24 protein-coding genes and 3 pseudogenes are annotated in these 25,993 nt (G+C 69.4%); 9 read left to right on the forward strand and 18 right to left on the reverse strand.

Annotation, left to right across the window (positions count from 1 at the left end; translation table 11 throughout):
- Window positions 1-35 precede the first annotated feature (35 nt).
- Complete coding sequence (locus amrb99_RS07090; protein ID WP_190853744.1) at window positions 36-1,334, forward strand: erythromycin esterase family protein; 1,299 nt, start codon at window positions 36-38, stop codon at window positions 1,332-1,334.
- A 442-nt stretch (window positions 1,335-1,776) separates the two neighbouring features.
- On the opposite strand, the gene amrb99_RS52985 is transcribed toward amrb99_RS07090, so the two are convergent.
- The 4 genes and pseudogenes from amrb99_RS52985 to amrb99_RS07115 form a co-directional block, all read right to left on the reverse strand.
- The gene (locus amrb99_RS52985) at window positions 1,777-2,637 is read right to left on the reverse strand and encodes a TerD family protein (RefSeq protein WP_347256570.1); all 861 of its coding nucleotides are present in this window, start codon (window positions 2,635-2,637) and stop codon (window positions 1,777-1,779) included.
- A 137-nt stretch (window positions 2,638-2,774) separates the two neighbouring features.
- Window positions 2,775-3,122: pseudogene (locus amrb99_RS52245) on the reverse strand (SDR family oxidoreductase); the annotation flags it as partial.
- A gap of 10 nt (window positions 3,123-3,132) precedes the next feature.
- Window positions 3,133-3,675 (reverse strand): annotated as a pseudogene (locus amrb99_RS52250) (SDR family NAD(P)-dependent oxidoreductase); the annotation flags it as partial.
- The gene (locus tag amrb99_RS07115; protein ID WP_190853751.1) at window positions 3,576-4,016 is read right to left on the reverse strand and encodes a MarR family transcriptional regulator; all 441 of its coding nucleotides are present in this window, start codon (window positions 4,014-4,016) and stop codon (window positions 3,576-3,578) included. The gene amrb99_RS07115 and the pseudogene amrb99_RS52250, both read right to left, overlap by 100 nt.
- Before the next feature lie 232 nt (window positions 4,017-4,248).
- Here amrb99_RS07115 and amrb99_RS07120 point away from each other — a divergent pair, with 232 nt between their 5' ends.
- Both amrb99_RS07120 and amrb99_RS07125 read left to right on the forward strand, forming a co-directional pair.
- Window positions 4,249-4,626, forward strand: a complete 378-nt coding sequence (locus tag amrb99_RS07120; RefSeq protein WP_190853753.1) for a hypothetical protein — start codon at window positions 4,249-4,251, stop codon at window positions 4,624-4,626.
- Entirely contained in the window at window positions 4,626-4,871 is a 246-nt protein-coding gene (locus amrb99_RS07125; protein ID WP_190853756.1) for a hypothetical protein, read from the forward strand. The genes amrb99_RS07120 and amrb99_RS07125 overlap by 1 nt, the downstream gene beginning before the upstream one ends.
- Before the next feature lie 54 nt (window positions 4,872-4,925).
- On the opposite strand, the gene amrb99_RS07130 is transcribed toward amrb99_RS07125, so the two are convergent.
- The 8 genes from amrb99_RS07130 to amrb99_RS07160 all read right to left on the reverse strand — a co-directional run bounded on the left by amrb99_RS07130 (window position 4,926) and on the right by amrb99_RS07160 (window position 11,083).
- On the reverse strand, window positions 4,926-5,546 hold the full coding sequence (locus amrb99_RS07130; RefSeq protein WP_190853758.1) for a dihydrofolate reductase family protein: 621 nt from the start codon (window positions 5,544-5,546) through the stop codon (window positions 4,926-4,928).
- A 271-nt stretch (window positions 5,547-5,817) separates the two neighbouring features.
- Window positions 5,818-6,381: a hypothetical protein gene (locus amrb99_RS07135; RefSeq protein WP_190853760.1), complete on the reverse strand. Its 564-nt coding sequence runs from the start codon at window positions 6,379-6,381 to the stop codon at window positions 5,818-5,820.
- Window positions 6,382-6,625: 244 nt separating this feature from the next.
- On the reverse strand, window positions 6,626-6,772 hold the full coding sequence (locus tag amrb99_RS49975) for a hypothetical protein (protein WP_206699842.1): 147 nt from the start codon (window positions 6,770-6,772) through the stop codon (window positions 6,626-6,628).
- Window positions 6,769-7,476 (reverse strand): FAD-dependent oxidoreductase, encoded by a 708-nt coding sequence (locus tag amrb99_RS07145; RefSeq protein ID WP_241755314.1) that lies wholly within the window; start codon window positions 7,474-7,476, stop codon window positions 6,769-6,771. The genes amrb99_RS49975 and amrb99_RS07145 overlap by 4 nt, the downstream gene beginning before the upstream one ends.
- Complete coding sequence (locus amrb99_RS49980) at window positions 7,473-7,736, reverse strand: hypothetical protein (protein ID WP_206699843.1); 264 nt, start codon at window positions 7,734-7,736, stop codon at window positions 7,473-7,475. Before amrb99_RS49980 ends, amrb99_RS07145 begins: the two co-directional genes overlap by 4 nt.
- On the reverse strand, window positions 7,733-8,053 hold the full coding sequence (locus amrb99_RS49985) for an FAD-binding protein (protein WP_206699844.1): 321 nt from the start codon (window positions 8,051-8,053) through the stop codon (window positions 7,733-7,735). Before amrb99_RS49985 ends, amrb99_RS49980 begins: the two co-directional genes overlap by 4 nt.
- A 125-nt stretch (window positions 8,054-8,178) precedes the next feature.
- Window positions 8,179-9,849, reverse strand: a complete 1,671-nt coding sequence (locus tag amrb99_RS07155; protein ID WP_206699845.1) for an MFS transporter — start codon at window positions 9,847-9,849, stop codon at window positions 8,179-8,181.
- Window positions 9,850-10,123: 274 nt separating this feature from the next.
- The gene (locus tag amrb99_RS07160) at window positions 10,124-11,083 is read right to left on the reverse strand and encodes an RNA polymerase sigma-70 factor (RefSeq protein WP_347256571.1); all 960 of its coding nucleotides are present in this window, start codon (window positions 11,081-11,083) and stop codon (window positions 10,124-10,126) included.
- Between the two features lie 576 nt (window positions 11,084-11,659).
- Here amrb99_RS07160 and amrb99_RS50720 point away from each other — a divergent pair.
- The 3 genes from amrb99_RS50720 (at window position 11,660) to amrb99_RS07175 (ending at window position 14,669) form a co-directional block, all read left to right on the forward strand.
- Window positions 11,660-11,965, forward strand: a complete 306-nt coding sequence (locus tag amrb99_RS50720) for a hypothetical protein (RefSeq protein WP_241755316.1) — start codon at window positions 11,660-11,662, stop codon at window positions 11,963-11,965.
- Window positions 11,966-12,578: 613 nt separating this feature from the next.
- A complete protein-coding gene (locus amrb99_RS50725; RefSeq protein ID WP_190853766.1) occupies window positions 12,579-13,937 on the forward strand; it encodes a HAMP domain-containing sensor histidine kinase in 1,359 nt (452 codons plus the stop codon).
- Between the two features lie 120 nt (window positions 13,938-14,057).
- On the forward strand, window positions 14,058-14,669 hold the full coding sequence (locus tag amrb99_RS07175; RefSeq protein WP_190853769.1) for a helix-turn-helix transcriptional regulator: 612 nt from the start codon (window positions 14,058-14,060) through the stop codon (window positions 14,667-14,669).
- On the opposite strand, the gene amrb99_RS07180 is transcribed toward amrb99_RS07175, so the two are convergent.
- Window positions 14,666-14,983 (reverse strand): substrate-binding domain-containing protein, encoded by a 318-nt coding sequence (locus amrb99_RS07180; protein WP_190853771.1) that lies wholly within the window; start codon window positions 14,981-14,983, stop codon window positions 14,666-14,668. The genes amrb99_RS07175 and amrb99_RS07180 overlap by 4 nt on opposite strands.
- Window positions 14,984-16,064: 1,081 nt before the next feature.
- Window positions 16,065-17,513, reverse strand: a complete 1,449-nt coding sequence (locus amrb99_RS07185; protein ID WP_206699859.1) for a serine/threonine-protein kinase — start codon at window positions 17,511-17,513, stop codon at window positions 16,065-16,067.
- 346 nt (window positions 17,514-17,859) lie between these two features.
- Between amrb99_RS07185 and amrb99_RS52990 the strand changes: the two genes are divergently transcribed.
- On the forward strand, window positions 17,860-18,123 hold the full coding sequence (locus tag amrb99_RS52990; protein ID WP_347256579.1) for a hypothetical protein: 264 nt from the start codon (window positions 17,860-17,862) through the stop codon (window positions 18,121-18,123).
- A complete protein-coding gene (locus amrb99_RS07190) occupies window positions 18,096-18,632 on the forward strand; it encodes a hypothetical protein (RefSeq protein WP_347256578.1) in 537 nt (178 codons plus the stop codon). The genes amrb99_RS52990 and amrb99_RS07190 overlap by 28 nt, the downstream gene beginning before the upstream one ends.
- On the opposite strand, the gene amrb99_RS07195 is transcribed toward amrb99_RS07190, so the two are convergent.
- The 4 genes and pseudogenes from amrb99_RS07195 to amrb99_RS07205 all read right to left on the reverse strand — a co-directional run bounded on the left by amrb99_RS07195 (window position 18,629) and on the right by amrb99_RS07205 (window position 24,298).
- Window positions 18,629-21,016: a tetratricopeptide repeat protein gene (locus tag amrb99_RS07195; RefSeq protein WP_190853776.1), complete on the reverse strand. Its 2,388-nt coding sequence runs from the start codon at window positions 21,014-21,016 to the stop codon at window positions 18,629-18,631. The two genes, amrb99_RS07190 and amrb99_RS07195, sit on opposite strands and share 4 nt — an antisense overlap.
- Window positions 21,013-21,378: a hypothetical protein gene (locus amrb99_RS07200; protein WP_190853779.1), complete on the reverse strand. Its 366-nt coding sequence runs from the start codon at window positions 21,376-21,378 to the stop codon at window positions 21,013-21,015. Before amrb99_RS07200 ends, amrb99_RS07195 begins: the two co-directional genes overlap by 4 nt.
- Window positions 21,379-22,743: 1,365 nt before the next feature.
- Window positions 22,744-22,997 (reverse strand): annotated as a pseudogene (locus tag amrb99_RS50730) (transposase family protein); the annotation flags it as partial.
- Window positions 22,998-23,197: 200 nt separating this feature from the next.
- Window positions 23,198-24,298: a hypothetical protein gene (locus amrb99_RS07205; protein WP_190853781.1), complete on the reverse strand. Its 1,101-nt coding sequence runs from the start codon at window positions 24,296-24,298 to the stop codon at window positions 23,198-23,200.
- Between the two features lie 620 nt (window positions 24,299-24,918).
- Between amrb99_RS07205 and amrb99_RS07210 the strand changes: the two genes are divergently transcribed.
- Window positions 24,919-25,686 (forward strand): hypothetical protein, encoded by a 768-nt coding sequence (locus amrb99_RS07210; RefSeq protein ID WP_190853783.1) that lies wholly within the window; start codon window positions 24,919-24,921, stop codon window positions 25,684-25,686.
- The last annotated feature ends 307 nt before the right edge of the window (window positions 25,687-25,993 follow it).

Below are 25,993 nucleotides of genomic sequence, written 5' to 3' on the forward strand. Positions count from 1 at the left end.
CGCCCATCCAGCACATCAGAATCGAGCTTTTCAGCATGTCCGCCTCATCCCACCCGAACCCGTTCGCCGACTGGCTCGGGGACCACGCCGTCCCGCTCACCCACCTCGACCCTGACGCCCCGCTCGACGACCTGGAGCCGCTGCGCGGCATCATCGGCGATGCACGAGTCGTCGCGATCGGCGAGCACTCCCACTTCATCAACGAGTTCGCGCTCATGCGCCGGCGGATCGTGCGGTTCCTGGTCGAACGCTGCGGTTTCACCGTCCTGGCCTTCGAGTACGGCTTCAGCGAAGGCTTCCCCCTGGACGCCTGGGCCCAAGGCGAAGGCACCGACGACGACCTGTCGGCCCACCTCGCCGGGACCATCCCCGTCGGAGTCGCCGAGCCACTGCGCTGGGTCCGCAGGTACAACCGCACGGCATCGCGGGCGGTGCGTTTCGCCGGGATCGACATTCCGGCGGCCGGCGGGTCGCTGCTTCCCGCCCTGGCCCCGGTCGCCGACTACCTGCGCCGGATCGACCCCGAAACCCTGCCGACCATCCAGACGGCGATGCGGATCGCGGAAACGTTCGCCGGTGGCTCCGGGGCCGTGGCCGCGCCCGCGTGGGCGCGCTTGCCCACCGCCGAGCAGGATGCCCTCAGCGCGGTTCTGGCACGGTTGCTCATCCGGTTCCGCTCCCTCCAGCCCCTGTACGTCTCCCGCGGCGACCAGCAGGGCTACGACATCGCCCTGCGCCGCCTCGAAGGCGCCTGCCACGCCGATTACACCTTCCGCGCCATGGCCGGCCTCTTCGCCGGAAACGGCCTGACCGCCGACACCTCCGCGCGCGACCTCTACATGGCCGGATCGGTCCTCTGGCACCTGGAGCACTTCGACCCTGGAGCCCGCATCGTGCTCGTGGCCCACAACGCCCACATCCAGAAGACGCCGGTCTCCTTCGACGGCCACCTCACCGGGCTACCAATGGGACAGCACCTGCACAGCGCTCTCGGCGACGACTACTTCGCCCTCGGCTTGACCAGCACGACCGGGCACACCGCGGAGATGCGCCGCGACGAGAGCGCGCGCTTCGGCTTCACCATCGACCACACCGCACTACAACCGCCCGAACAGGGAAGCATCGAAGCCGCCTTCGCCGAGGCCGGCCTCGGGCAGCCCGCGATCGCCGACCTTCGCTGGACGCGCCGCGAGGGCCCCGACAGAGCCCGTCTCGCCCCGGGCCCCGACCGCATCCGGATGCAGAGCACCTACCTGCACACACCCGTCCTCGACGCGTTCGACGGCGTCCTCAACACCCCGACCTCCACCGCGGCCGACGACATCGAAAGCTGAGCAACCCCTCTCCGTGGAACCAGGTGTCCCCGGGGCGGGAACCGTTCCAGGGCCAGTCGCTCTGGTGGGCGGCATGCCCTGAAGTTTCAGCGACCGTCCAAGGTCTTCTTGACCGGTGTCCCGCCGACACCGAACACGGCGTCATGGCCGACCAGCGGCACCTGTCCGAGGAACGGCCTGTCCCGAACAGGAAGCGACTATCGAGAGCTGCTTGCGCCCAAGCAGACCTACTGGCGAACACTCGCCGCGGCCGCCACCACGAACCACTGAGGGACCACCGGCACGATCGTCATCGGCGGCGGCGCACTGGGCAGGACGAAGAAGTTCTGCAACATCCAGCAAGGCAGCACAGTCGCCTTCGTCGTGGACGACCTGGCGACGATCGATCCATGGGCGCCCCGGGCATCGAGATCCGAGGCACGGCGCTGATCTGACTGGGTTGTCAGTCCACCTGGACGCCGTAGGCGCGGGCCAGTCCGTCTAGGCCGTCGGACCAGCCTTGGCCTACGGCGCGCAGCTTCCACACCAGGACATCGTTGGCGGTGTGTCGGTAGAACTCGGCCGTGACCATGGCCTTGATGGTGGGGTCGGCGGGCACGGGGAAGTGCCATGCGGCGCCGGTGATGCAGCTGGCTTCGAGGTAGGCGTTGGTGAGGGCTGCGCAGGTGAGGCCGGTGTCGACGTCCATGTTGACCGAGACCACCACGCGGTGGATGTGGGCTCGGCGCGGACGGCGTGGGGGAGGGCTGCGGGTGGGGCGGCGGTGGCGCCGTCTGCTGCTTCCACTGATGCCACTGGTCGAAGGGCGTGAGCTGGTAGGGGTCGGCGGGCGGCTGCGGTGCCGGAGCGGCGGCCATGTCGGTGTCGATGCGCGCCAGTGATGCGGTGGCGGGTTCGGCCTCGTCTTGGAGGCTTTCCAGCAGGGTGCGCAGTCCTGCCACCTTGTCGGGTGTCGACGGCGTGGCGGGTCCAGCGGCCGTAGGCGATGATGCCCAGGCTTTGGGTGTCGGGGATGCGGGTGAGGGCGGCCAGGTCGATGGCGGTGATGGCGGGTGCGGTGGCGAAGGCCTCTTTGAGGGTGGCGATGATGTTGGAGCCGAGGGTGGTCAGCCACCACAGCATGCGGTCGCGCTGGGTCAGCTTCTTCAACGTGGGCCGCCCGGCGGGCGTCATGGCGGGGGTCTGGTCGGGCAGGGAGTCCAGGTCCGGCTGGCGTATGACCACCGACAGGATCCGGTCCTGGACGCCGACGGCGCAGCCGGCGGCGGGGTTGTCGGCGAACGCGGTGTTCACCGCCTCGCACACGGCCGCTTCATCGTTGGCCAGCAGTGCCTGCCACCAGTGCGCCGCCTCGGCGGTCAGCTGCTGGTGACCGCCTGCCGCGACTTTTCATTCCGAGGCTGGTCGCCCCCCCGTGTCGGTCTTGGGACTGTGGGTGGGTCAGCCAGGGCTGAGGAAGTGGCCGTCGGTTCTGATGGCTTCGCCGGTGGTGTTGGTGTTCGCGGTCGAGCAGAGAAAGACGATCATTCGGGCGACGTCGTCGGGGTGGGTGACTCTGCGGGTCGCCGCAGCGCTCCCGGCCTGTTCGATGAGTTCGGGTGGCATGGGTTTGTCCGCAGGCGTGAAGCCGGGCATGACGACGTTTGTGAGGATGCCGGAGGCGGCCAGTTCTCGGGACATGACGCGGGTGAGGCCGTGCAGTCCCGCCTTGGCGGCGATGTAGGAGACGTTGCCTGGGAAGCCGTCCTCGACCAGGCCGGTGGAGACGTTGACGATGCGGCCCCAGCTGCGGGCGCGACATGTCGGCGACGACCGCGCGGGCGAGTAGGTAGGGGCCGACGAGGTTGGCGCTCATCGAGGCGGTGAATCGCTGCGGGGGTGCGGTTTCGAACAGTTCGTCGGGCTTGGGTCGGTCCGGCCAGCGGACGGCGTTGTTGACCAGGACGTCGATCGGCCCGAGTTCTTCGCGGGCGTGCTCGACCGCGGCCTCCAGCGAGTCGGGCCGGCCGAGGTCGAGTTACCAGCAGATCGCGCGGGCGCCGCGCTTTTCGGCCAGGGCCACCGTCTCGCCGGCGGCGTGGGCGTTGGAGTGGTAGCCGACGGCGATGTGCGCCTTTTCCTCGGCGAACGCCAATGCGGTGGCTCTGCCGATCGCCGAGCTGGCGCCGGTCACCAGCACGACCTTTCCTGCCAGGCCGAGGTCCACGTTCATCTCCTGATGTTCTGTCTCGGTCAGTGGGGTTATTCGAGGTTGTCGCGGAGGGCGGTCAGCAGGCGGGCGAGCTGCTGGGCCTCGGCGTCGGTCAGCCCGGCGGTGGCCTGGGCCTCTGTGTCCGCCCATGCGGCGGTCACGGCGTCCACGACGGCCGCACCGCGTTCGGTCAGCCGCAGGCGTGTGACGCGGCGGTCGCCGGGGTCGGTGGTGCGCTGGATGAACCCGGTCCGTTCCATCCTGGTGAGCGCCTTGGCGATGGTGGGCTGTTCGAGGCCGATCCGCTCGACGAGTTCGGCCTGGGTGGTGTCGGGGTTGTGGTGGATGTCGACGATGAGGAGCTCCTGGCCCAGGTGCAGGCCCAGTTGCGCCATCCGGCGCTGCAACACCGAGCGGTGCGCCCGGGTGGCGCGGGCGAGCGCGTAACCGACCGGCCCGATATCGGCGGCGATCTGACGCCCGGTGGTCATACCTGGACTACCTGCCGATCGCTTTGGACTCGGGCGAGGACACGCTGCCACAGCTCGGAGATCTCGCGTCGCGGGTCCGCGCCCACCAGGACACCGTGGTCGTCGACGTGACGGTGGGCGTAGCCGACCGCGACGTCGAGGTCGGACAGGATCTCGGCGCCGGACCGCCGGAGCAGGTCGGCAAGCAGGCCAGCGCCAGCTCAATGCCCGCGAGCCCGGCGGCCCCATCGGGATGTCCACCGAGGCCTATGCCGAGGCGCCCGCCCGGGCCGCCGACACCACGACCGCCACCGCAGCCGACACCGGGACCGGTACCGCCGTCCAGGACGCGCCCAAGGTGGTCGGTGGCGCGGTGCTGCCCGGGGTCGACCTGGACGACGCCGACACCTCGTTCGTCCCCACCGAGGCGTTGCGGGAGTTCGCGCACCGGCAGCGCGGCGAGGCCGATGACGTTGCCCAGGCCATCGCCGCTGGCGACGACGCGGACCCCGGCGCCGGCGTCGAGGTCGCCCGGCGGCGCCGGTGGGCCGAGATCGCCGAGACCATCGCCGAGACCGCCCTCGGCTCCCGACCGGCACCGCCCCCCACCACTATGGAAGGACCCGCGTAATGGATGAGCACGAGTTGCCGACATGGAACGGCATCGTGGACAGCGCGCTGGGCGAGTTGAACAACGCCCGTACCGGGCTGAGTGACGCCGCGGACTGGCTGCGGTCGGATTGGCGGCCGCTGGGCGGCGCACTGCCCCCCGGCGCCGACGACGCCCGCATCCGCGCGATGGACCTGATCAGTGCGGCCAAGAGCATGATCGACCAGGCCAAGGGCGAGCTGTACAGTGCCCGCCGCGGCGGCTGAAGGCGCGCCAATGGCCACCAACTCCACCCGGCCACCGGCCCGGGCCGGGTCTGTCTACGTCGGTCGCGCCGGGTGGAGCTCCGGTTGTCCGGCCGGCCGGTACACGTGCACGCCGACGCCCCTTGCGTCGGTGTGGGAGCTGATGACCTCGAGCGCGGCGGCGGGGCCGTCGTCTGGGAACAGCCGCATGCCCTGTCCGAGGAGCACGGGAACGACCAGCAGCGTCAGTTCGTCGATGAGGCCGGCGGCGAGCAGCGAGCGGATCAGGGTCGCGCTTCCGTGCACCTGGATTTCGCCCGATGACGATTCCTTCAGTTCCTTGATCGCCGCGGTCGCGTCCCCGGGCAGCAGTGTGACGGGTCCCCACGACGGTTGCTGGAGACTGTTGGATGCGACGTACTTCTGTGCCCCGTTGAGCGCGACCCCGATGGGGTGCGCCCGCATTTCCGGCCGGGTGCCCCAGGTTTCGGCGAACATCTCGTAGGTGCGCCGCCCGAACAGGAACGCATCCGCTCGCTGATAGGTGGCGGTGATCATCTCGCCGGTGTCATCGGCGAATGCTCCGAGCGCCCAGCCGTCGCGGGTGAATCCGCTGGCCAGTTCCTCGGGAGTCGCGTGACCGTTGCCCTGCATCACACCGTCCACGGTGATCTGCGTCATCGTCGTCAGCCTCATGCGCCCATCGTGGGCGCGCCGGACGTGCCGGGGCAACCATGCGTGCCGAAACGGCAACAGCGCGGCCGCAATTGAGCGGCCTTCTCCGGATGGCATGGAGATGAGTTGATCCTGTCCGTCCGGAAGACCATGCTGTTCTGGCAACGTCGTGAGGCGGCCGCGGCGCCCGCAGCGCCGATCGCCGCGCCGCACTGTGCCGCCGTGGTCTTGGCCCGTCCGGTCGTGGCAGCTCGTTTGACCCGCTCGGCGCTTTCACCGGCCGCGGGCCGCCTTAGAGCGCGAAGACGACAGCGGCCAAAGCGACAATGACGGCGCCGGCGGCTGTGATTCCAACCTCATACTGGTTCTTTACGGCCCATGACACCAGGCCTGGATACTCGGTTTCAAGTTCCGGTACCGTCACGGGATCGATGGGGCCGCTTTCCGGTAGTCCGAGTGCGTCGACCAGCCGGTCCAAGTCCCGGGTCCGATATCCGGACCCATAGATCCTCAAGAGGACTTTGTCCCGTGCATCCAGCACGAACAGAGTGTCGACGGAAGTGTTTTTGGGTCCGAGGACTCTCGCGCGAACCACTTTGGTGGCATGCGTCCGTGCCCGGTGCCGCCGCAAGACCAACCCTCTCACGAGGATCTCGTCCGCCGTCAGCATGATTCTTGAGCGATGCACACCCCAAGCCGCCACGAGGAGGATTGAGGTGCCTGCGACCGCCGTACCCAAAGCCCATTCCCAACCCTCGGTGAGGTAGGCGCGTGCGGTCAAACCCGCGGCAGGTACCAGCAGGAGGAGCAGCCTGCTCCATCCTGCCCTCGAATCCTTCCGCAGAATGAGAATCACCGGATGTCTGACGCATGCGACTATCGCCTTTCTCTCCCGGCTGTGAGCGATTTTACTCTCATCGGCGGGGCTAGCACAGGTCGACGGCGGGCAGTTTTTGCAATCCCCGTGTTTGAAGTCGTCGGTTCGCAGCCCAGGACTTGTTCGCAAAAGGGTCTTTCAGGCCTCCATTCGATTGCGACGACTCGTGAACACGAAACCCGCAGTGTGATGGTCGCGCGACGCGGTATTCCACACCGGGTGCCTATGAACGCGGGCGCGTCACCATTGGTCGATGGGCGGTGGTGTCCGGCTTGTGCCGCCGCCAGGCTTCGGTGAGGCGGGCCAAGCGGGCGAGGGCGGCGATGCCGTGCACGGTCGCGATCCTGCCGCCCGCGAGGTCGAACGTCACGGAGCCGATGACCTGGTCGCCGACCACGAAGAGGAGAGCGGGGCCGCCGTTGGCCAGTGCGTAGTGGACGGCGGGCGTGCCGCCGGCGAAGCGTCGTTTCGCGTCCGTGGGTGTGACGCCGGCCCGTGCGACGGCGGCGATGCGCCGCGCGGCGGTGACGCGGCGCCGGGCCGCTGGAGGTGCTGCTGGCTCGCGGACTCGGTGATCTCGGTGGCGGTCTCGATGCCGGTCAGCCCGTCGCCGACGACCAGCACGCGCCCGCCTTCGCCCTGCCTGGCCAGGCCGTCCAGGCGCTCGCGGAGGCGCAGTGCCGAGGGCCTGGCGGCGACGTCGAAGGCGTGCTCGGCCGCGCCCGGCACGCCGTGGTCGGCGCCGCGGCTGCCGAGCGCGTACAGGAGCGTGTCGTAGCCCAGTTCGCCACCGCCGTAGGCGTCGGCCACGGTGACGGTTCGGCGCTCGGGGTCGACGGCGGTGACGCGGGCGACGCGCAGCCGGATCCCCGTGCCCGCGAACACGTCGGTGAGCTTGGGTGCCTCGATCTCCTGTCCGGCCGCCAGCCGATGCAGCCGCAGCCGCTGGACGAAGTCCGGCACGGCGTTGACCACAGTGATCTCGGTGTCTGCCGGGGACAGCCGGCGGGCCAGGGTCCCGGCCGTGTAGGCCCCGGCATAGCCGGCGCCGAGGACGACGATGCGGTGCTTCATGCGATGCTCCCGTCGGTTCGCTTGCTGTCGGGAGTTGAGCGGGACAGCGACCCGATCGCTGACAGGAACCAGCGCAAGAGCAGGTCCGCGGGGTTGTCGAGCCGGTAGCCGACCGGCCCGTAGTGGACGGTGGTGACCGGCAGGGCGATGACGTCGAAGTCGGTGACCACGCCGAAGTTGCCGCTGCCACCACGCAGCACCCAGAAGAGGTCCGGGTTCTCCTGCGCCGATGCGGTGAGCAGGCGGCCGTCGGCCGTCACGACGCGCGCTCCGGCCAGGTTGTCGATCGCCAGGCCGTGCCGCCGCACCATCCAGCCGACGCCCCGCCCAAGGTCAGCCCGCCGGCGCCGACGCCCGTGGTGTCGCCGGCGGTGAGACCCCAGCCGTGCGAATCGAGCGTCCTGGCCACCTGGCCCCAGGTCGCGCCACCGCCCACGCGCACGAGGCGGCGCTCGGCATCGAGGATCTCGACGGTGGCCAGGCGCGATAGGTCGATCACCATTCCGCCGGTGTTGGTGCCGTGGCCGAGCGGGGTGTGTCCGCCCGACCGCACCGACACCGCCAGGTCGTGCCGCACGGGCGTGGGCGAGCGCGGCCGCGATCTGATCCGGGTCTCGGGGCCGGACGACGTGGTCGGATCGGTGCGCCTCATCGTTCGGGAAGGCGCGCCCGGCCGCGTCGCCCGAGCGATGCCTCTTCCGGCTACCGGCTGGTCAGGTCGTCGGCGCGGTGGCTACCGCCCCCGGAGTGGCCGCGATCTCCTCCTACGGCGACCCGCCCGGATGCGATCGCCGCCTCACGATCGGGGTCATGAGCAGGGAACGGGGAAGCGGGTGAGGCAGGTTCGGCAGCCTCTGCCTTGTCCGATGCGGCTGCGGAGGTGGTGTTCTTCGGACCGCGAACAGTGATGTAGACGAGCAGCAGGCCCATGAGGGCGACGCCTGCCCACATGGACTGCTGCCATCCGTCGACGTAGGACTGCTTCGCGGCGTCCACCAGGGTCTGAGCCTGTGAGCCTGCGCCGTTCGAGGCCTGGAGTGCGTTGGCGATGCCCTCGCGGGCCGTGTCAGCGGCCCCCTGGGGGATGCCGTCCAGCTTGTCGTCGATGGCGTTGCGGTAGCCGGCCGTCAGGATCGCACCGAGCATGGCGACGCCGAGGGCGGTGCCGAATTCTCGGGTGACGTCGTTGAGAGCGGAGGCGACGCCCTGTTTGTCTTGTGGCAGGGCACGGGTGATGGCTTCGGTGGAGGGCACCATGGACAGGGCCATGCCGACGCCCATGACGACGATGCCGGGCAGGATCGTCAGGTAGCCGCCGTCGATGGAGACGAACAGGGCCAGAAGCGCCAGACCGACGCCGGTCAAAGCGATTCCCGAACTCATGGTCAGGCGGGAGCCGACTCGCGCGGCCAGCCTGGGGGCCAGGCCGGAGGCCGTCATCATCGCGGCCGCCATGGGCATCAGCGCCGCCGCGGACAGCAGCGCCGACCAGCCGAGCACGGCCTGGAAGAACGGGAAGAGGACCACGAAGATGCCCGACTGGACACCGAAGACCACCAGCAGTGTGATCGAGCCGCCGGCCAGGCCGCGCTGGCCGAACAGGCGCACGTCCAGCAGCGAGGCGTCCCGGCGGCGCAGCTCCCATGACACGAACCCGGCCGTGGCGATGAGGCCGGCGGCGAGGCTGACCAGCGTCGCCGGTGCGGCCCAGCCGCGACGCGGTCCCTCCTGCAGGACGAAGGTGAGGGCGGCCACGGCGATGATGGAGACCAGTGCGCCGACGGCGTCGAAGGCGTGAGCGGGGCGCTCGTGGGAGTTGGGGACCGACTTCAGTGTCATGGCCAGGGCGATGACGATCAGGGCCACGGGCAGGACGAACATCCAGCGCCAGTCGGCGACGTCGACCAGGAGGGCGGACAGGAACATGCCCAGGATGCCGCCTCCTCCGGCGACGCCGGTCCACACGCCGATCGCCTTCCCGCGCTGCTCTTCGGGGAACGTGGAGGTGATGACGGCCAGGGTGATGGGCATGATCGTCGCGGCGCCGATACCGCAGGCCACGCGCGCGGCCATCATGATTTCGGCGGTCGGGGCCAGGCCCGCCGCGATGCTCGCGATGCCGAAGACGGCCAGCCCGGCGATCAGCGTGGGCTTGCGGCCCAGGCGGTCACCGATCGCGCCGAGCGGCAGCAGCAGCGCGGCCAGGGTGAGGGTGTAGATGTTGATGATCCACAGGACCGTGTCCTGCGAGGTGTCGAAGTCGACGGCCAGCTGCGTCTGGGCGACGGTCAGCCCGGACACCGACGCGATGACGGCCATCAGCGCCATCGAGACGGCGATCAGGACCACGCGCAGCTGACGCGCGTCCGGCACGTCCCCGCCGCCGTCGGCGAGCGCGGCCTGTGAAGGTTTCGTACTCATGGATTCCTCTCGAAATGGGCATGCAGCATCAGCGGCGAGGCAGGACCGGCCGGTCTGTCGCCAGGTGAAGGGGAAAGCGGAACCCGACCGTGCCGAGCAGATCCCTCGGGCTGCCATCGCCTGCGATGGGGTCGATGACCGGAGCGTGAGGAGCTACCTGATCGGTGCAACATCAACCGAGGCGTGGTGTCTCAGTGGGGTGCCCGCCCCTGTTCCGCGACCGTGCTCATCGCAGAGTGAGTGAGGTCTTGGTATCGATATGGGTCAGCTTGTCGGGGTTGCGGACGTAGTAGAGACCGGTGACGCGGGCGTCCTCGACGCGCACCGCCAAGACACCGTCGAACTCGCCGTCCACGCGCACGATCAGTGCCGGGTTGCCGTTGGCCACGGTCGGCCCAACGGTGAGAGCGGCATCGGTCTTGGCCAGGCCGCCAATGATGAAACGGGCCACCTTCTCGGCGCCGATGATCGGATGAGGCGCGGCCTGCTTTACGCCACCGCCGTCGCTGATGGCCACGACCTGGGGGGCGAGCACGTCGAACAACGCCTGCAGGTCCCGAGTGACCAACGCCCGCCGGAACGCCTCCACGACCGCCCGGGCCTGGCTTGGGGACACCGCTTCGCGCGGACGGCGAGCGTCCACGTGCCTGCGGGCACGGTGCGCGATCTGGCGGACGGCCACGGAGGTCTTCCCGACGGCGGCCGCGATCTCGTCATAGCCGAACCCGAAGACCTCGCGCAGCACGAACACGGCGCGTTCGGTCGGTGACAACGTCTCCAGAACGAGCATCAGCGCCATCGACACGCTCTCGGCCAGCTCGATGTTCTCGGCCACGTCCGGTGTGGTGAGCAGCGGTTCGGGCAGCCAGGGACCGACGTAGGCCTCCCTGCAGCGCCTTATGCTGCGCAAACGGTTCATCGATTGGCGGATCGTGATCTGGACCAGGTAGGCGCGCTGATCGCGCACCTGCCCCACGTCGACCTTGACCCATCGCAGCCAGGTCTCCTGCAGAACGTCCTCCGCGTCGGCCGCCGATCCGAGCATCTCGTAGGCGACCGTGAACAGCATGTTCCGGTGGGCGAGGAACGCCTCGGTCTCCGGGTCGGTGGCGTACTCGCTCACATCCCGAGCCTTCTCCTTATCCAGCGGCCCTGGCTGCCGGCGACCCTCGAGCTGTGCGTCCACGACACGATCCTCTTTCGGGGATAGCCATTGGGCTCGGCCCAACGGGTTGGTGCAGTCGACATCAAGACACCGACTGGTGCACGCGTGTGACATCGGGCCGCCTACGATTCGATGCTCACAGGACCGCCGACGGCCGCATGTCGCCGTCGGCCGAAGGACGGTTCCAGGATGCTGTGCGCGTCCCTGCAGTCGCGGCGCGGATAGATCGCGTTACTGGCCGGTGGGAACACCTGACGCAACTCAGGTCCGGCGTGGTCTGTCCATCCCCGCGTGTGCGGGGACCGCGGCGCGTTGGCCCTGCGCACGCAGGGATGGTTCTTCCGGTCGTGCGCACAGTCCGGGAGTTTCACCATCAGGCGGGACGACAGCCAGCAAACAACCCGTCGAAGACTGGGGACGTCCGGGCCGCCGACAGGCGCGGAGTCGTGTCGTCGGCCGGGCCCTGTCGGATGGCGTCGCAGGGGGCGGATCAGGATGGGCGGGCCGACCACGGCGGGCAGGAACCAGAAGCCTCATCAGGGGCAGCAGTTCCCACAGCGGAAGCCGGGGCCGCTGTTGACGTAGAAGGCGGACAGCATGGTGATGTACGAGGCCGCCATGGCGGTGATGTGGTGGCCGTGCCAACCCTGCCGCCGTTTGCGGCGGGGCGGTGAAACCCTGCCCGGCGGTGGCCAGCGCGAGGCCGCCAAGAATGAGCAGATAAGCGGTGTGCGGCCGGGCGAACACAATGCCGACCGCCGTCGCCACCAGGACGCTCAGAGGGGAGTCCATCGCCACCGCCGAGGGGTCCTCGGCCCGTCCCGCGACCTCGCGGAACCGGCTGCGCAGCAGATCGTGGATGGTCTGGGGCAGCCCGTCATCGCGCCACCGGGCGCGGAGTAGTAGTACACCGCCGAGCGGGGCGGCAGGTCATGCGGCAGGTGCTCCCACCCGCAGCCGGTGCGTTCCTGACACAGGATCGCATTGACGATCTCCCGCATCCGATACCGGCCGAATGCCCTGACATCGACGGGTGCCGTGCCTTCCACACCGTGATGACCGGCTCGATCAACGCCCACCGCTCATCGGACAGATCACTGCGATACGGCTTGCGCGCCCCCGCGTCCTCGACACCCATGCCATCCACGGCAACCCGTCCTCGCAGCGTCGGTCGTCCGGCTGGTGCGTCAGTTTTCCAAGTGCGATTCGCGTGGCCATCCAGGCTGGTGGCGCAGCTGCCCTCTGAGTGCAAGCGTTCTGCGGGCCATCCACGGCGGACAGCCGCTGCTCAGACGGGGCGTCCGGCCAGGCGTCGAGTGCAGGAGTTCTGCCCCTGAGGACTGTCGCGGTGCTCCAGCTTCGGCTCCTCACCGCTGATAGAACCCGCGCGGGGTGGGGAGATCGGCTGGCCGAGGCGTTACCCAGCTTTTAGGGCGGGTGAACCACCGGCTGTTCCGCGGTATCGCCTAATGGAGGGGTAAGGGGAGACGACGGCGATCGGAGCGGGGGAAGAAGGGTGGACCGGCGGTTACTGCCGACCTCGATCCGAGCGCGCTACACCCTCGTGATGGTGGTCCTGTCGGTGCTCGGCTACACGGCGATCGGAATCGGGGTGGACGTCATCGTCCGCGCCACGATCGAACGGGACTCCTTCCAAGACACCCAGCGCGCGGCCACCGAATGGATCGGGGCCATGCGCTCGCCCGTCCCGGCGCAGCCGGTCACCTCCTCTCGCGTCCCCTACCTGCAACTGGTCGATTCGCTCGGAAGCGTCGTGACGGCCAGCCAAGGCGCGGAGGGCTGGCCGCCGATGAGCACGCTGCGGCCGCCCTACAACAACCGCATCCAGAGCCGTACCCAGTGCGCCAACGGGCGGTGCCTGATGCTCACGGCGAGCCGGGTCTCCCAGCAGGAGGCCGACCAGCTGTGGAACGGCGACACCCACATCGTCTACGCGGCGATGTCGCGGCCCGACCTGCTGGGCACCGCCCGGCTGGAGTTCCTTATCACCGCCAGTGTGCTAGCAGCCACCATCCTCACCGCGTGGGCCGTCTGGGTGCTGGTCGGCCGCACTCTGCGCCCGGTCGAGGCGATGCGCGGTCAGGTCGCCGAGATCACCGTCAGCGATCTCAGCCGGCGCGTCTCGCAGCCGCCCGGCGACGACGAGATCGCACGCCTGGCCCGCACCGCCAACCAGACACTCGCCAGGCTGGAGCACGCGATGGAACGCCAGCGCCGCTTCGGCTCGATGGTCTCCCACGAGTTGCGCCGGCCGCTCACGGGCCTGCGCACGCAGTTGGAGGAGGCGCTGCTGTTCCCCGACGCTGACCAGAGCAGGGCCCTCCAGGACGCTCTGTCGACGGCCGAGCACATGCAGGCCGTCATCGAGGAGATGCTGATGCTGGCGCAGATCAGCACGGGTACGCGGACCGTGGAACCGGTCGACCTCGCCGGCCTGGCCGAGGAGGAGGCCGCCAAGAGCAGGGACGGTGCGCCGGTGCGTCTGCACACCGGCCGCGAGGTCACCGTCGTAGGCAACCGCGTCCAGCTCGCGGGCGTCCTGGCCAACCTGCTGGCCAACGCTCAACGCCACACTCGCACCGCCGTGGAGGTCACCGTGGAGCGATCCGGTGACCGAGCGGTGGTGACCGTCCAGGACGACGGCGACGGGATCGCCCCCGAGGACCGGGAACGTGTCTTCCAGCCGTTCGTCCGGCTGGGAGACGGCCGCCGCCGCGATCCCGCGGGCAGCGGCCTCGGCCTGGCGATCTGCCGGGCCGTCGCCGAGGCCCACAACGGGACCCTGACCATCGAGGATTCACGACAAGGCGCCCGCTTCACGATGCGCCTCCCTCTCAGCAACACCCGGCGGTGAGATGCCATCGCCGGCGGCCCCACCGGTGCCCTGCCGTATCCGGCTGTGCCGTATTCGATCGCTTTCCTGCGGCCGGGGAAGGGCTCGCTGCACCCGTGCGGCCAGTGGGAAAGTGGCGCCATGCAGACCGCCCACCGCACGCTCACGACAGAAGTGATCGCGGCACTGACGTACTGGCCCGGGATCCTCTACGGGGGCCAGAAGAATCCGCCGGATCCAGTGGACCTCGCGGTCCTTCCTCCGTTCTTCAACGAGATGTTGCAAGAACTGCCCTGGTGGAACCACGACTGGACCGTCGGCCACGTCGAGCCAGGCGTCCCCTTGGAGATCGCCAGCGATCACGGCCGTTCCCGAACAAGCTTCACCGAGGTGTCGGTACCCGGCGTTGTCAGCTCCGGCTCCGGGGGGAACTTGCCCTTCGTGGCGAAGGTCAGGTTCGAGCGCGACCGACTGATCCGTTTCCAGGCCAAGATCGGCGACGTGGTTGTGGGGCCCGCGGACGCTCCCGCAGGCAAGCCGGAGCCGCATCCGTTCGCAGCGGTGTTCACCAGGCTGATGGACTTGCGCGGCGTTCCGATCAAGGAAATGGCAATGCAGACCGGGCGATCGATGTCCACCATCCACATGCTTCGCAGCGGGAGCCTCAACCCGCATCCGGTTCTCGCCAAGGAGATCGCCAAGGCTCTGGGGATGTCAGAAGCCGACGTCCGAGCGATCGCCGGGCTCGGCTAGGTGGAGGAGCGTTCGATGAGGTGGAGGGCGGAGTGGACGAGCGGCGGGCTGGCGAATCTTGCGGTGAGGATGTCGTCGGCTCCGATGGCGGCGAGGTCAGTGGGCGCGGTGCGTCCTTGGTCGCGCATACCGGCCAGGACGGCGATCGCGATCTCGTCGTTGTAGGCGCACACGCCAGTGACCTCGCGTGCGGTCCACCCGGTGACCACGGGAGCGGCGTCGGGGTCGTCCAGGCTCACCGCTAGGACGACGGGCGGGGCGAGTTCGGCGGCGGCGCAGGTTGCGGTGACGCCCTGCAGGCGTGCTTCGGCCATCGGGGGTGAGGGCGGGATCGGCGGGCATCACGTAGCCAAGGCGTCGATGTCCGCGCAGATGCGGTGGTCCGCCTGCATGCGACCGAGTTGCTGCATGGCGGATGAGACGTCTTGGACGGGGAGCACGACATCGGCGCCGGCGCGGTGGAGGGCCTCAATGGCGTCCTCGCCGAACGGCTCCAGGCCGACGACGGCCGAGGCGCACCCGCTCCACGGCGACGTACTGATCCACTTCCACTTCGTAGAGGGCCCGGTTGACGCTGCCAGGACCGAACGGCAAGAAGCCGCTGAACTGGCGGGTTTCAGCGAATGACCAGAACCCGCAGTTGCCCTGGACGTGAAACCCGAGCCGCTCATGGACCGCCACTGGCTGGCCGGGGGCACCAATCCGCGTCGCACGAGGCGTCGTTCCATACGCCGGGCTCGTAGGATCGCCCGAACGGGACCAAGGAACGCGGGCGCCCCGTTGCCCAGTCGATCACCACGGCCTTGTAGAACCGCACCCGTTCAACTGCTCGCTGCCGGCGAGGCGTAGCGTCCACGGACCGCAGGGGGCGGGCCCGGCGCCCGCCTCCTCGCGGGTCCTTGTGCCCCTGCTCGCCTCCAGCCCGCCGTGCGGGACCGGCACGACTTCGTCGCCTGCCTGGGGGTTGCCTCCGACTGTGATCGCGCACAAGCAATTCATAAGCACTCGGGGAGCGACACACTGTCCGCCTCGTGCTCACAGAGTGCTCAAAATCGCGGGACGTAGACGGCTCCGTCCACCACCAAGCGGCGGACCCTGCGTCTGCTTGCCACACCGGCACTCTAGAGCTCTCGCCAAGGCGGCCAGACGGTCCATCTGCCTTCCCCCTGGACCTGGACGGCTGGGGGCGGGGGCAATACGTCACGCCTCGGTGGCACGCATCGCGAAGGGGGTCGGGTGCGAGCGCCGATCGAGGTCTGCAGACGAGGCGAATTTGGACCTGTGTCAGATCACCGACGCCTGCTCTGGTTCGGCTGTCGATTCGTCAGGGCGATCATGACCAGCCGGGACAAATGATCGGTGATGGTTCTCGCGGCGTGTGCATGGCTGGAAGCGTCAGCGTCCGTCGCGAAGACTGTCGGTCAACCGCTCCAACAGGGCCGATCCTCGGGCGTAATCCAATGCCTTGGCTTCGACACCCGCCCGAAGGCGGTCGTCTCGGTCGAAGGCCGTGTCCAGTGCCTGTTCGGTGAGCATCGTGATCGCCGCGTCCATGTCGAAGACGGCGAGCTTCTTGGCGACGTCCCGTCTGGCGCTCGGGGGGAGCGCCGGATCGCGGCACTGCTCGACGAGCAGCGCGACTCCTGCGGCCTGGTCGACCCCGGCGACATCACTGGCCGCGTCGAGCCGGTCGTAGCTGTCGTCCCGTCTGTCACGGGCCTGTTCGGTGAGCAGTGCGATGCCCTGCCGGAGATCCCAGTCGCTCGCCGTCTTGGCGGCCAGCCGGCGGTCGAAGGGCTCGGCGGAGCGATCTCGAGCGAGTTCGCTGAGCAGCGCGACCCCGAGCGCCGAGTCCTTTTCGGTCACCTCAAGTGCCGCTCGGCGGCGGCTGATGGCGTCGATGGTGCGGCTGCGGGCCCGCCGAACGAGGTCGCGGAGATCGGCCGGTAGCTCGCTGCCTTCTGGAATGGCCGCACGGGAAGGTTCGCTGCTGGGCTGGGTGCCGGTCGGCATGACGTGCCGGTTGATCGTTTCTGCGGCCGGACGTGGCTTCCAGTCCGCCGTGACGGTGCTGCCATCGGCGCTCAAGGCGGTCAGCAACTCGCCTAAAGTCGGGCGCAATGCTGGTTGCTTGGCGAGGCAGGCGGCGACGATGTCCCTGATGCCGATGGGGACCTGGGAGAGGTCCGGCTCGTCTTGCACGATTCGGAAGAGCACCGCTTGAGGATGGCCGACGCCGAAGGGAACCGTTCCGGTCGCGGCGAACGTCAGGACCGATCCCAGGGAGAAGACGTCGCTGGGCGGGCCGATCTGCCGGCCGGCGAGAATCTGCTCCGGGGACATGTAGCTCGGAGTGCCTACGATCGCGCTGGTAGTGGTGGCAGAGGTGACATCGAGGGCGCGGGCGATTCCGAAGTCGATGACCCGGGGACCGTCCGATGCGATCAGGATGTTGGTGGGCTTGAGGTCACGATGGACAAGGCCGCACCCGTGGATGGCGCCCAATGCTTCGACCAGGCCGGCGCCGAGGCGCGCCACTCGGTCCGGCGGGAGCGGGCCCTGGTCGATGACCGTCCGGTAGAGGGAAGGGCCGTCGACGTAGGCGGTGACCATCCAGGGTGGGTCGCCGTAGGGGTCGGCGTCCACCACGTTGGCGGTGTAGAACCCGCCAACGCGTCGGGCCGCGGTGATCTCCGTGGCGAACCGGCGCCGGAACTCCGGATCACTGCCGTACTCGGCACGGACGACCTTCACGGCTACCGGGCGTCCGCCCGGCGAGAGACCGAGGTAGACGGTTCCCATCCCGCCCGATCCGAGCCGCGCGGTCAGTGAGTATCGGCCCATGGTCTGTGGGTCGTCGGGGCCAAGAGGATCCACTCTGAGTCCTTGTCGGCATGGTGCACCGAGTCGTCCATCCGATGATCCCGTGTGCGCAGGCTCGGCGGAAGGCGTTGGCTCCCGAAAGTGGCTCCCGAGGTGGTAGGGATCAGAACCACACGACAACGACGCTGATTCTGCAATCGCTGATGTCCCTGAGCGCAACTGCCACGAGTGCGGCCGTCTCGGCGCCGCTGTTGCTGGGGCGATGAGAGGCGTGTGAGAGACGGGTTAACCGGGGGTGGGCACGCCGTCCGCAGCTTGAGGCTCGTTTCAAGGGTGGTTCGCGGCACGCGAATACGGTCGCCCGACCGTGGGGGCCATAAGCGAACCGATCCTGTTCCCGCGAGAGCGGCGGTCCCCGCGCGGGCCGCGCCGGCGCCTGGTCGGGGTGGTGGTGCTGGTCTGCAACGAGCAGCACGTGCTGGAGCGCAGCGTCCGCGGGCTGCACGACTTCCTGAAGACCGGGCTCTCCTACGACTTCGTCAGATCGCCGACAATGCCGGCACCGACCGGACTTGGGACGTCGCGAGGCGGCTGGCCGACGCGCTGCCGCCGGTCCGGGCCGTCCACCTGACCGCAAGGGGGCGGGGTCGGGCACTGCGGCACGTCTGGTCGGTCCGCGTCGCCGACGTGGTCGCCTACATGGACGTGGACCTGTCCACCGACCTCAACGGGTTCCTGCCGCTGGTGACGCGGCTGCTGTCGGGGCACAGCGAACTCGCTATCGGGTCGCGGCTGGCGCGCGGAGCGCACACGGCCCGCGGCCCCAAGTGGGAGATCATCTCGGGCTGCTACAACCTGCTGCTGCGCGCCGTGATGCGCGCCCGGTTCTCCGATGCCCGATGCGGGTTCAAGGCGGCCCGGACGGAGGTCGTCAAGGCGCTGCTGCCCGTCGTCGAGGACGAGGAGTGGTTTCTTCGACACCGTGTTGCTGCTGCTCGCCGAACGAGTCGGCCTGCGGGTGCAAACGCCTTCCATGTGCGAGACGCAGGACCTCCGCCCAGCGGGGGAGAGAGCTGTATCCAGCAGGTGACGTCATTTCCGAGTTCGTCGATGAGTTCCCACCTCACCGTGGGTAGCTAATAGAGCGCGAAGGCGACGTCGGACAGCCGTGCGGTATCGCCGCGCAACACGGCGTGGGGCAGGTCGTCGCACCATTTCGTCAGCCAGCGTGCGTCCTCGTCCCGTGAGTGCTGCTCATGGCGGAGAGGTTGCGGGGCCGGTTTCGCCAGCAGTGCCTTCAGGACTTTGACCTCTTTGGACGCGCCCAGCCCTGCGAAAATCGCCAGTGCCTGCCGCAGGTGGCGATCTGCCTCGGCCGTCTCCCCGGCGCTGCGGTGCGCTATGCCCGCATTTCGGAGGGCCCCGGCCTCTTGGCGGGGGTCGCGCAGCGATCTGAACAGGGCCGCCGCCTCCAGAGCCCAGTGGATCGCCGCGTCCCGGTGGCAGGTGCCGCAGCGGATCGTATAGGCCGCGCTGAGGTTCAGGAAGATCGTTGCTTTGACGGGGCGCGCGTCGATCTCCTCGGCCGTCTTGAGCGCCCGACACAGCTGCCAGATGATGAAGGACGCTGAGCCGTGAGGACGCCAGTCGAGGCAGGCGAGCGCGTGGTTGACGCGGGCGAGCATGGCATCGGCGGAGGCGTCCAGGCGTTCGAAGAGATGGATGGCCGTGTCGAGGGTTCTGGCGGCCTCCGCATAGCGGCGCTGCATGCGCAGAGCGTCGCCGAGGGCCGTCAGGGCCTGGCCCTGACGGCGCCGGTCCCGCGTGGCCGTGCAGATGTCCAGGTCGGCCCGGTGGCATGATTCGGCCCTGGCGTACCTGCCCATGCGGAAGTAGACGAGGCCGAGATTGTGCAGGACATCGCCCTCTGAGACGAGGTCAACTCCGCGCAAGAGTTCGCGTGCGCGCCTGAGATGGGATTCCGCCAGGTCGTACTGCCCTCCGATGCGGTAGGCGTTGCCCAGGTTGGCCGCGGCGACGGCCTGCTGCCTCGGGCCCAGCCTGGCCGCCGCGTCCAGGGCACGGGTCTGTGCTGCGATCGAGTCGTCCATGAGGTGGCGGAACTCCAGGTAGGCGCTCAGGTCGGCGGCGAGCGCGAACGTGCGGAGCCACTGGCCTGACTCGTGGGCCTCGGACAGGGCGGCGAGCAGGTTCGCGCGTTCGGTGTCCAGCCAGGACAGGGCCTGTTCCCGGGTGGCGAAACGGTCGTCCTCGGATCCGCCGAGCCGGCGGGCGGCGGATGCGGCGGTCCGCTGGTAGAACTCCGTGAGCCGGCCATGCGCGGCGACGCGGTCGGGCTCGGCGTCTTCGTCGGCCAGCCTTTCGCGGGCGTAGTCGCGCATCAGGTCGTGGAAGCGGTACCTGCCGTCCGCCGAACCGTCCTCGATCAGATGGGCCGCGCGGAGGCGGCGCAACGTCCTGCGGACACCGGAGCGCGAGGAGTCCGCGAGGACCGCCGCCGCGTCGAGCCCGAACTCGGCGCCGGGGTTCAGCGCCAGCGTCCGGAACAGCCGGGTCTGCTCCGGGGCGAGGCGTGCGTACGACAGGTCGAACGCCGCCCGTACTGCGATCTCACCGTCGGCGTCGGCGTACTGCAGTTCCTCCAGGCGCGCCCCGGCCTCCGACAGGTCGGCGACCGTCCCGGCCAGTGGCCGGGACGGCTCGTCCGCCAGCAGTGCCGCGACGATACGCAGCGCCAGCGGCAGCCCGCCGCATAGTCGGGCGATCGCGGCGGCGTCGCCGGGATGGTCGTCGATCCGGGTGTCGCCCGGATCGAGCATGGCCATGGCGCGCCTTAGCAGCGTCACCGCGTCCTCGGCGGGCAGGACACCGATATCGACCTTCCGCGTGTTCAGCATGCCGAGCCGGTGCCGCGAGGTGACGATCGCCGCCGTGCGGCCGTCGGCCGGCAGCAGCGTCCCGGCCTGCTCGTGCGAGGCGGCGTTGTCGATCACGACGAGGATCCGGCGGCCCTCCCGGGCGTAGGCGTCCAGGATCGAGGTGAACAGCCGGGACCGGTTCTGGAGGCCGGGCGGGACGTGCTCGCCGGGGAGACCGAGGGCGCGGAGCCACCCCTCCAGCGCCACTTCGGGTTCGACGCGCCGGACGCTGTCGTAGCCGAACAGGTCGACGAACAGGACGCCGCCCGGGAACCAGCCGTCGTCCAGAGCGGTCCGGGCGGCCTGGACGGCCAGTTCCGTCTTGCCGACCCCCGCCATCCCGCTGACCGCCGCGCCGACGACCGCCGTGCCTGCGGCGTCCTGGCTCCCCGGGGCCTGCGGGGCCAGCGGGGCCAGCACGCGGCGCAGCTCGTCCTCGCGGCCGGTGAAGGCGCCCGACCCGGCGGGCAGACCGGACAGTGCCGGGGTCACGGCGGGCGGCAACTGCACGGTGATGTCACGCCCCTGGACCACAGCGGAGAAGAAGATCCCGCCGGTGATCTCGTTGCGGGTCCCGCCGCTCACCGGGACGGTCCGGCGCCGTCCCGGGGCTCCTCGTCCGCGCCGGAGCCGGTGGCGGGAGCGGGCCTGCCGGTGAAGGTGATGTCGCGGCCCATGACCACCGGACCGTGGGCGGCCCCGCCGCTGAAGGTGTTGACGGTCGCGCCGTGCTCCTCGCCGGGCCGCTCGGGCGTCGGCGGCGGGACGGGCGCCGGGGCAGGGTGGGGCAGGGCCATCACGAGCGCGGCCAGAGCGGCGAACGCGCCGAACACGCCGGCCAGCCAGCCCGCCTGCTCCAGTCCCCGCACGAGCCAGAACACCACGAGCGTCCCGGCGGCCGTCACCGCGGCCCCGATCACCGCCCAGATCAGCGCACGCGCCCTCATGGCGTCACCCATTCCTCTCTTGGCCTTTATCCGACCGGTCCACCGGCTGCTCCTCTTCATCACCAACGCGTGTGAGTCGCTGGGCTACCAGCTCTGCAAGGTCACCAAAGCACGCGGTACTTCTTGACCGCCGACGCCGTGGTCAGGCTCTGCCGGCGGGCCACCATCGACATCGATGACGAACGCGCCCGCGAGCGTGCTGCCAAGGTGGGCGACGTGGTCTGACGACCAATCTGCCGTCAAATGGATGATTCTGCTGAATGTCAACGAATGCTTTGGTGTTCGTCAAGGCTGTGGTCGGTGAGGTGGGCTGGGGCGGGGCCGGGGGCAGGTTCCGGCGGGATATCGGCTCGGGCAAGGTGGAGGTTTCGGGATGGGTGATCAGGCGGCGGCGGGGTTGGGTGGGAAGACGACCTCGGATCTGCCGCCGAGTGTGGGCCTGCGTCGGTGAGTTCGGTGAACCGGGCGGCGGGTCTGCACAAGGCGTTGCCACGGCGGCGGCGCAGCCGGCAGTCGTCCGGCAGGTCCTGGTCCAGGACGGCGTGGCGGTCGTGTGCGGCGCGGGTGCCCGAGCGGGGAGTGCTCGCATCCCGGGGCGGGCGGTGAGGGGCCGCGGCGCGGACTGGTTGTCGGGATCGTCATCGCGCTCCGCCCCAGGCCGAGCTTGCGGTACCACCACCGGAAGGCGCGGGCGTGCGGGATGATGAAGTCCTGCACGATGTCGCCGTCGCTGTCGAGGACGTCCAGCACCGCGTACGGAGGCGGGCCCGATTCCTCGAACGAGTCGGCCAGGTAGCCGACCGCCTTGGTCATCCGGATCATCCGCTCGCAGCCCTGATACGGGCGCGCGGAAGGTGGTGGCGGTGTACCTGCGACCTTCGGTTTCGGAGATTGCGCGGAAGGGGGTCAGCGCGTGCGCGCGGGGGGCGACGGGTTGCTGTTAGCGGCGCTCATCCGGGGGCGGCCGGAATACGACAGAAAGGGGCCATGGCTCGGTGTTCGCTGCGGTCAGCGGCGCCGACGAACGGGTGTTTGGTCGGCGAGCGCGGCGCCGACCACCGCCAGCCGGCCACGGCCGGTGTGAGGGCGCAGGCCGGCGGCTGCGGGGGCTCTTGCCGGTGGTCTGGCCGCGTTTGTTGGCCAGGTCCGGGTCCTCGATGCTCATTGGCGCAGGCTGCCGATTCGTGCAGCATCCGCCGCAAGGTGTTGTTCCCGCGGGCGGCTGCGGCGTGCTGGCCGGGCAGGGGCCGGTGTCAAGGTGAGAGGTCGGTTTTGAGGGCGGCGGGACGGCGGTGATGCCGAGGCCGCGGCGACGAGGTGGAGTTTGGCGAGCCAGTCGCGCGTTGACGGCACCTTGACCCCTTTTCACCCTCGGGTGATCTCGTAGTTCTGTAGGACGGCGATGGCCTTGACCAGGTGGCCGGCCTTGCAGGGGCTGCAGCGGAGCTTGCGGAGCAGCTTCCATGACTCAGCTGAGCGTTCGCGCGTTCGCCGGGTCCGCGGAGCTTGGCGTGCGAGCGGTCGGCCTGCTTCTGCGACTCGGGTTTGTTGTGTCCCTTGTACGGGGTGATGACCACCGAGGCCTCGGCGCATTGATAGCCCTTGTCGGGCAGCGCCACCGCCTCCTCGACATACCGCCAGGCCGTACTCGTCGACACCCCTAACCCGTCTACCAGGGCCTGTTCACTTCACCGGCCGAACGCCAGCATCGCGATCACTCCGTGATCACCATCACCTCAGACCGATGAAAAGGGTCCTTCGGACGCGGGGCGATCTCCCTGGGGAGATCGCCCCGCCGCGTTCCATCCGGGTCGGCGGTTCATTGTCCTTGGCGGAAGATGGCTCCGTCAGAGGAGGACTCATCCGCAGGCCGTAGCTGCCCCACGCCCCACAGTGTGGTGGTCCCCGGCACCAGGGCCATGCCGTCGACGTAGGCGGTACGGTTTCCGGCCTGGACGACCGAACTCGACCACGTGCCGTCGGACGAGCGGTGCATCAGCACCGGTGCGTCGCGGCCCGACTCCCGCGGGTCGCCGTCCCCGGAGACCCACAGCCCACCGCGGCCGTCGGCCGCGGCGACCCGCGGACGCCAGGTCCCCGGCACGTCCACCTTCTGCCACCGGTTGCCGTCCCAGCGTGCGGCCACCGGGAACTCCGTTACCCCAAGGTCGTCGCTACGCGACACCGTCCCGGTCACCCAGACCTCCGTGGCCGACACCGCGACCACGTCCGACAGGAAGACTTGCTGCGAGGGCTCTCCGTCGCCGCCCCGGATGTCGTCGGGCAGCCCGTCACCGGCCGGTACCTGGGTCCAGGCCGTGCCGTCGTAATGTGCGATCACCTTGAAGCTGTCCGAGGAGTCATTGCCGATCGCCCAGATGTCGCGGGCTGAGACCGCGCTTGCCCGTTCGATGCTGTACGGCAACTGGATCTGGATCCACCGGCGGCCGTTGAAATGCCAGGTGCCTACGCCGGCGTCGCGGCGATTGTCGCTGAAGACCCATGCCTTGTTGGGGCCCGCCGCGGTCACGCCGCTGACGACGCCGGTGGCCCATCGGTGCGCCACCACCCATTTGCCGCCGTTCCAGCGCAGTGCGTACGAACCGCTGGAAGCGTTGTCGCTGTCGCCGACCGCCCAGGTGTTGGAAGTGGACGTGGCGCTGGCCTCTCGGATCTCCCCGGGCAGCCCGGCGGGCACTGCCACGTTGCGCCAGGCCCTGCCGTTCCAGTGCTGCGCGACGATCCGGTCGTGCTGGTCACCGCTAACGAACGTCCAGGCGTTGCGCGGGCCGGTGGCCGTGACCGCCGACATGCTGTCGTACGGGCTGAAGTCGTTGGTCTTCACCAGCTGCCAGGGCTGCGGCTGTGCGGCTCGCGCCAGCGGTATCGCTCCCACGAGGGCCAGTCCCAGCGCGAACATGGGCACTGGCATGAGACGGCGGAGTTTGTGGGTGAAGGTGCTGCGTGAATCCCTCATGCTTCCCCGCTCGAGAGAGGGCTGAACAGTCATCTATAGGACACTTGGGGCGTCCCGGCGGTAGCGATCGGTGCCGGAAACGGCCACCGCGTCAACCGCTCGTTTTGATCGTCCGTCCGACATCTCAGGCTGATCGCGTAAGCAGTCGATCTCATCTCTGTTCTCCGGATGTGGATCTGGGTGGCGAGGTCGGCCAGCCCGACCGGACGGCCGGGCTCGGGCGGGTGGGCCTGCGTGATGCCGGCGGCAGATCGTTCAGCATTGTGCATAGGTGCCGGAGCCTCTCGACCGGATGCGATGGGCAGGCTTCGCCTTGAGCTCTGTGGACTTGATCAGTGGCCACGCGTAGGGGAGTGTCAGGCGACCGGATTCGCCCAGCCTTCTGCACGGCTTTCGCGGGACGCCCGGCTTGATCAACGCAGGGTGACCCTCTGGACGTTGATCGCCAACCTTGGTCCGAGGCCTTGATCGTCGGGGTGTCGCGCCTTACCCTGCCACTGATCATTGACACACCCCCGAGTGTTTCAATCCCGTGTGATGTTCTCCGGGAAAGGCCCACCCCTGTGAAGACCCCCTCCTGCCTGCGCGCGCTGCCCGCCCGGCTCCTGTCCGTCCTCGCCCTCGGCGCGGCCGCCGTCCCCGCCGTCCTCGGCGGTGCCGCCGTGCCGGCCTCCGCCGCCGAGGACCCGCCCGTGACCATCGGCTACGACAAGTGCCCGCCCCTGCCCGCCGGCGCCACCCCGAGCCAGTGGAGCTGCGGCGTCCTGGTCGTCCCCGCCGGCACGATCAAGATCGGCAAGATCGAGCAGCCGATCACCTCGCCGATGACGATCGTGCTGCAGAACGGCCCCGACCCCGACACCGGCGTGCGCCGCAACTTCTTCGGGAGCTTCGAGTCGGCGCCGATGTCCGTACCCGGCGGCGTGCTCGGCGTCCCCGGCACCGAGGACATCCCGTTCCTCGGCCTGAAGGTCCAAACCGAGTACGTCGGCGGGCTCGAACTCGGCCAGACCAGCGGGACCTACAGCACCGCGATGGACATCCGCATCAAGGTCATCAACCCGCTGCTCGGCGACACCTGCTACATCGGAACGAAGGACCAGCCCGTCCACCTGAAGACGCTGGCCGACACGTCCACGCTGAAGTTCTACACGAGCGCGATCGGCGCGACGTTCAACGACACCACGTTCTCCGTGCCCGCCACGTCCGGTTGCGGCCTCCTCGGCGGCATCGCCGACTGGCGGTCCGGCCTGCCCTCGGCGTCCGGCAACAACTCCGCCTCGCTGCAGGGCTACCTCGGGACGAAGTCGTACGCGTCCCTCACCTCGTAGGCCACCCGAATCCAACAGGACGGAGACGGTGGGGGCGCTCCCGGGCGAAGGGAGCACCCCACTGTCGACGGTGCCGACCGAGACCTCCGGGTCAGCCCCTCCCGCGGATCCGGCTGGTCCGCGGACAGCCGCGGGTTCCCCCATGACCGCAGAGGCCGAACAGGGGCGAAGCGACGGGTCAGGCCACTGACGGTGCCCGGCGGCGCACCGTCGGCTCGTCATCTCGGCGCCACGGCCGTCCCACGGCGTGGTGGCGCGCGAAGCCCGCGGTATCGCTCTGGACATGCCCGGTCGAGCAAGGGCCAGC

The sequence above is a fragment of the Actinomadura sp. RB99 genome (assembly GCF_014706005.1).
In the GTDB taxonomy this organism is placed as follows: domain Bacteria; phylum Actinomycetota; class Actinomycetes; order Streptosporangiales; family Streptosporangiaceae; genus Spirillospora.

Coding starts and splice junctions, on each gene's coding strand:
- amrb99_RS07090 (WP_190853744.1), top strand. CDS start 36: ATGTCCGCCTCATCCCACCCGAACCCGTTCGCCGACTGGCTCGGGGAC.
- amrb99_RS07115 (WP_190853751.1), bottom strand. CDS start 4,016: ATGACCACCGGGCGTCAGATCGCCGCCGATATCGGGCCGGTCGGTTAC.
- amrb99_RS07120 (WP_190853753.1), top strand. CDS start 4,249: ATGTCCACCGAGGCCTATGCCGAGGCGCCCGCCCGGGCCGCCGACACC.
- amrb99_RS07125 (WP_190853756.1), top strand. CDS start 4,626: ATGGATGAGCACGAGTTGCCGACATGGAACGGCATCGTGGACAGCGCG.
- amrb99_RS07130 (WP_190853758.1), bottom strand. CDS start 5,546: ATGAGGCTGACGACGATGACGCAGATCACCGTGGACGGTGTGATGCAG.
- amrb99_RS07145 (WP_241755314.1), bottom strand. CDS start 7,476: ATGAAGCACCGCATCGTCGTCCTCGGCGCCGGCTATGCCGGGGCCTAC.
- amrb99_RS50720 (WP_241755316.1), top strand. CDS start 11,660: ATGGTGATGTACGAGGCCGCCATGGCGGTGATGTGGTGGCCGTGCCAA.
- amrb99_RS07175 (WP_190853769.1), top strand. CDS start 14,058: ATGCAGACCGCCCACCGCACGCTCACGACAGAAGTGATCGCGGCACTG.
- amrb99_RS07180 (WP_190853771.1), bottom strand. CDS start 14,983: ATGGCCGAAGCACGCCTGCAGGGCGTCACCGCAACCTGCGCCGCCGCC.
- amrb99_RS07185 (WP_206699859.1), bottom strand. CDS start 17,513: ATGGGCCGATACTCACTGACCGCGCGGCTCGGATCGGGCGGGATGGGA.
- amrb99_RS07200 (WP_190853779.1), bottom strand. CDS start 21,378: ATGAGGGCGCGTGCGCTGATCTGGGCGGTGATCGGGGCCGCGGTGACG.
- amrb99_RS07205 (WP_190853781.1), bottom strand. CDS start 24,298: ATGTTCGCGCTGGGACTGGCCCTCGTGGGAGCGATACCGCTGGCGCGA.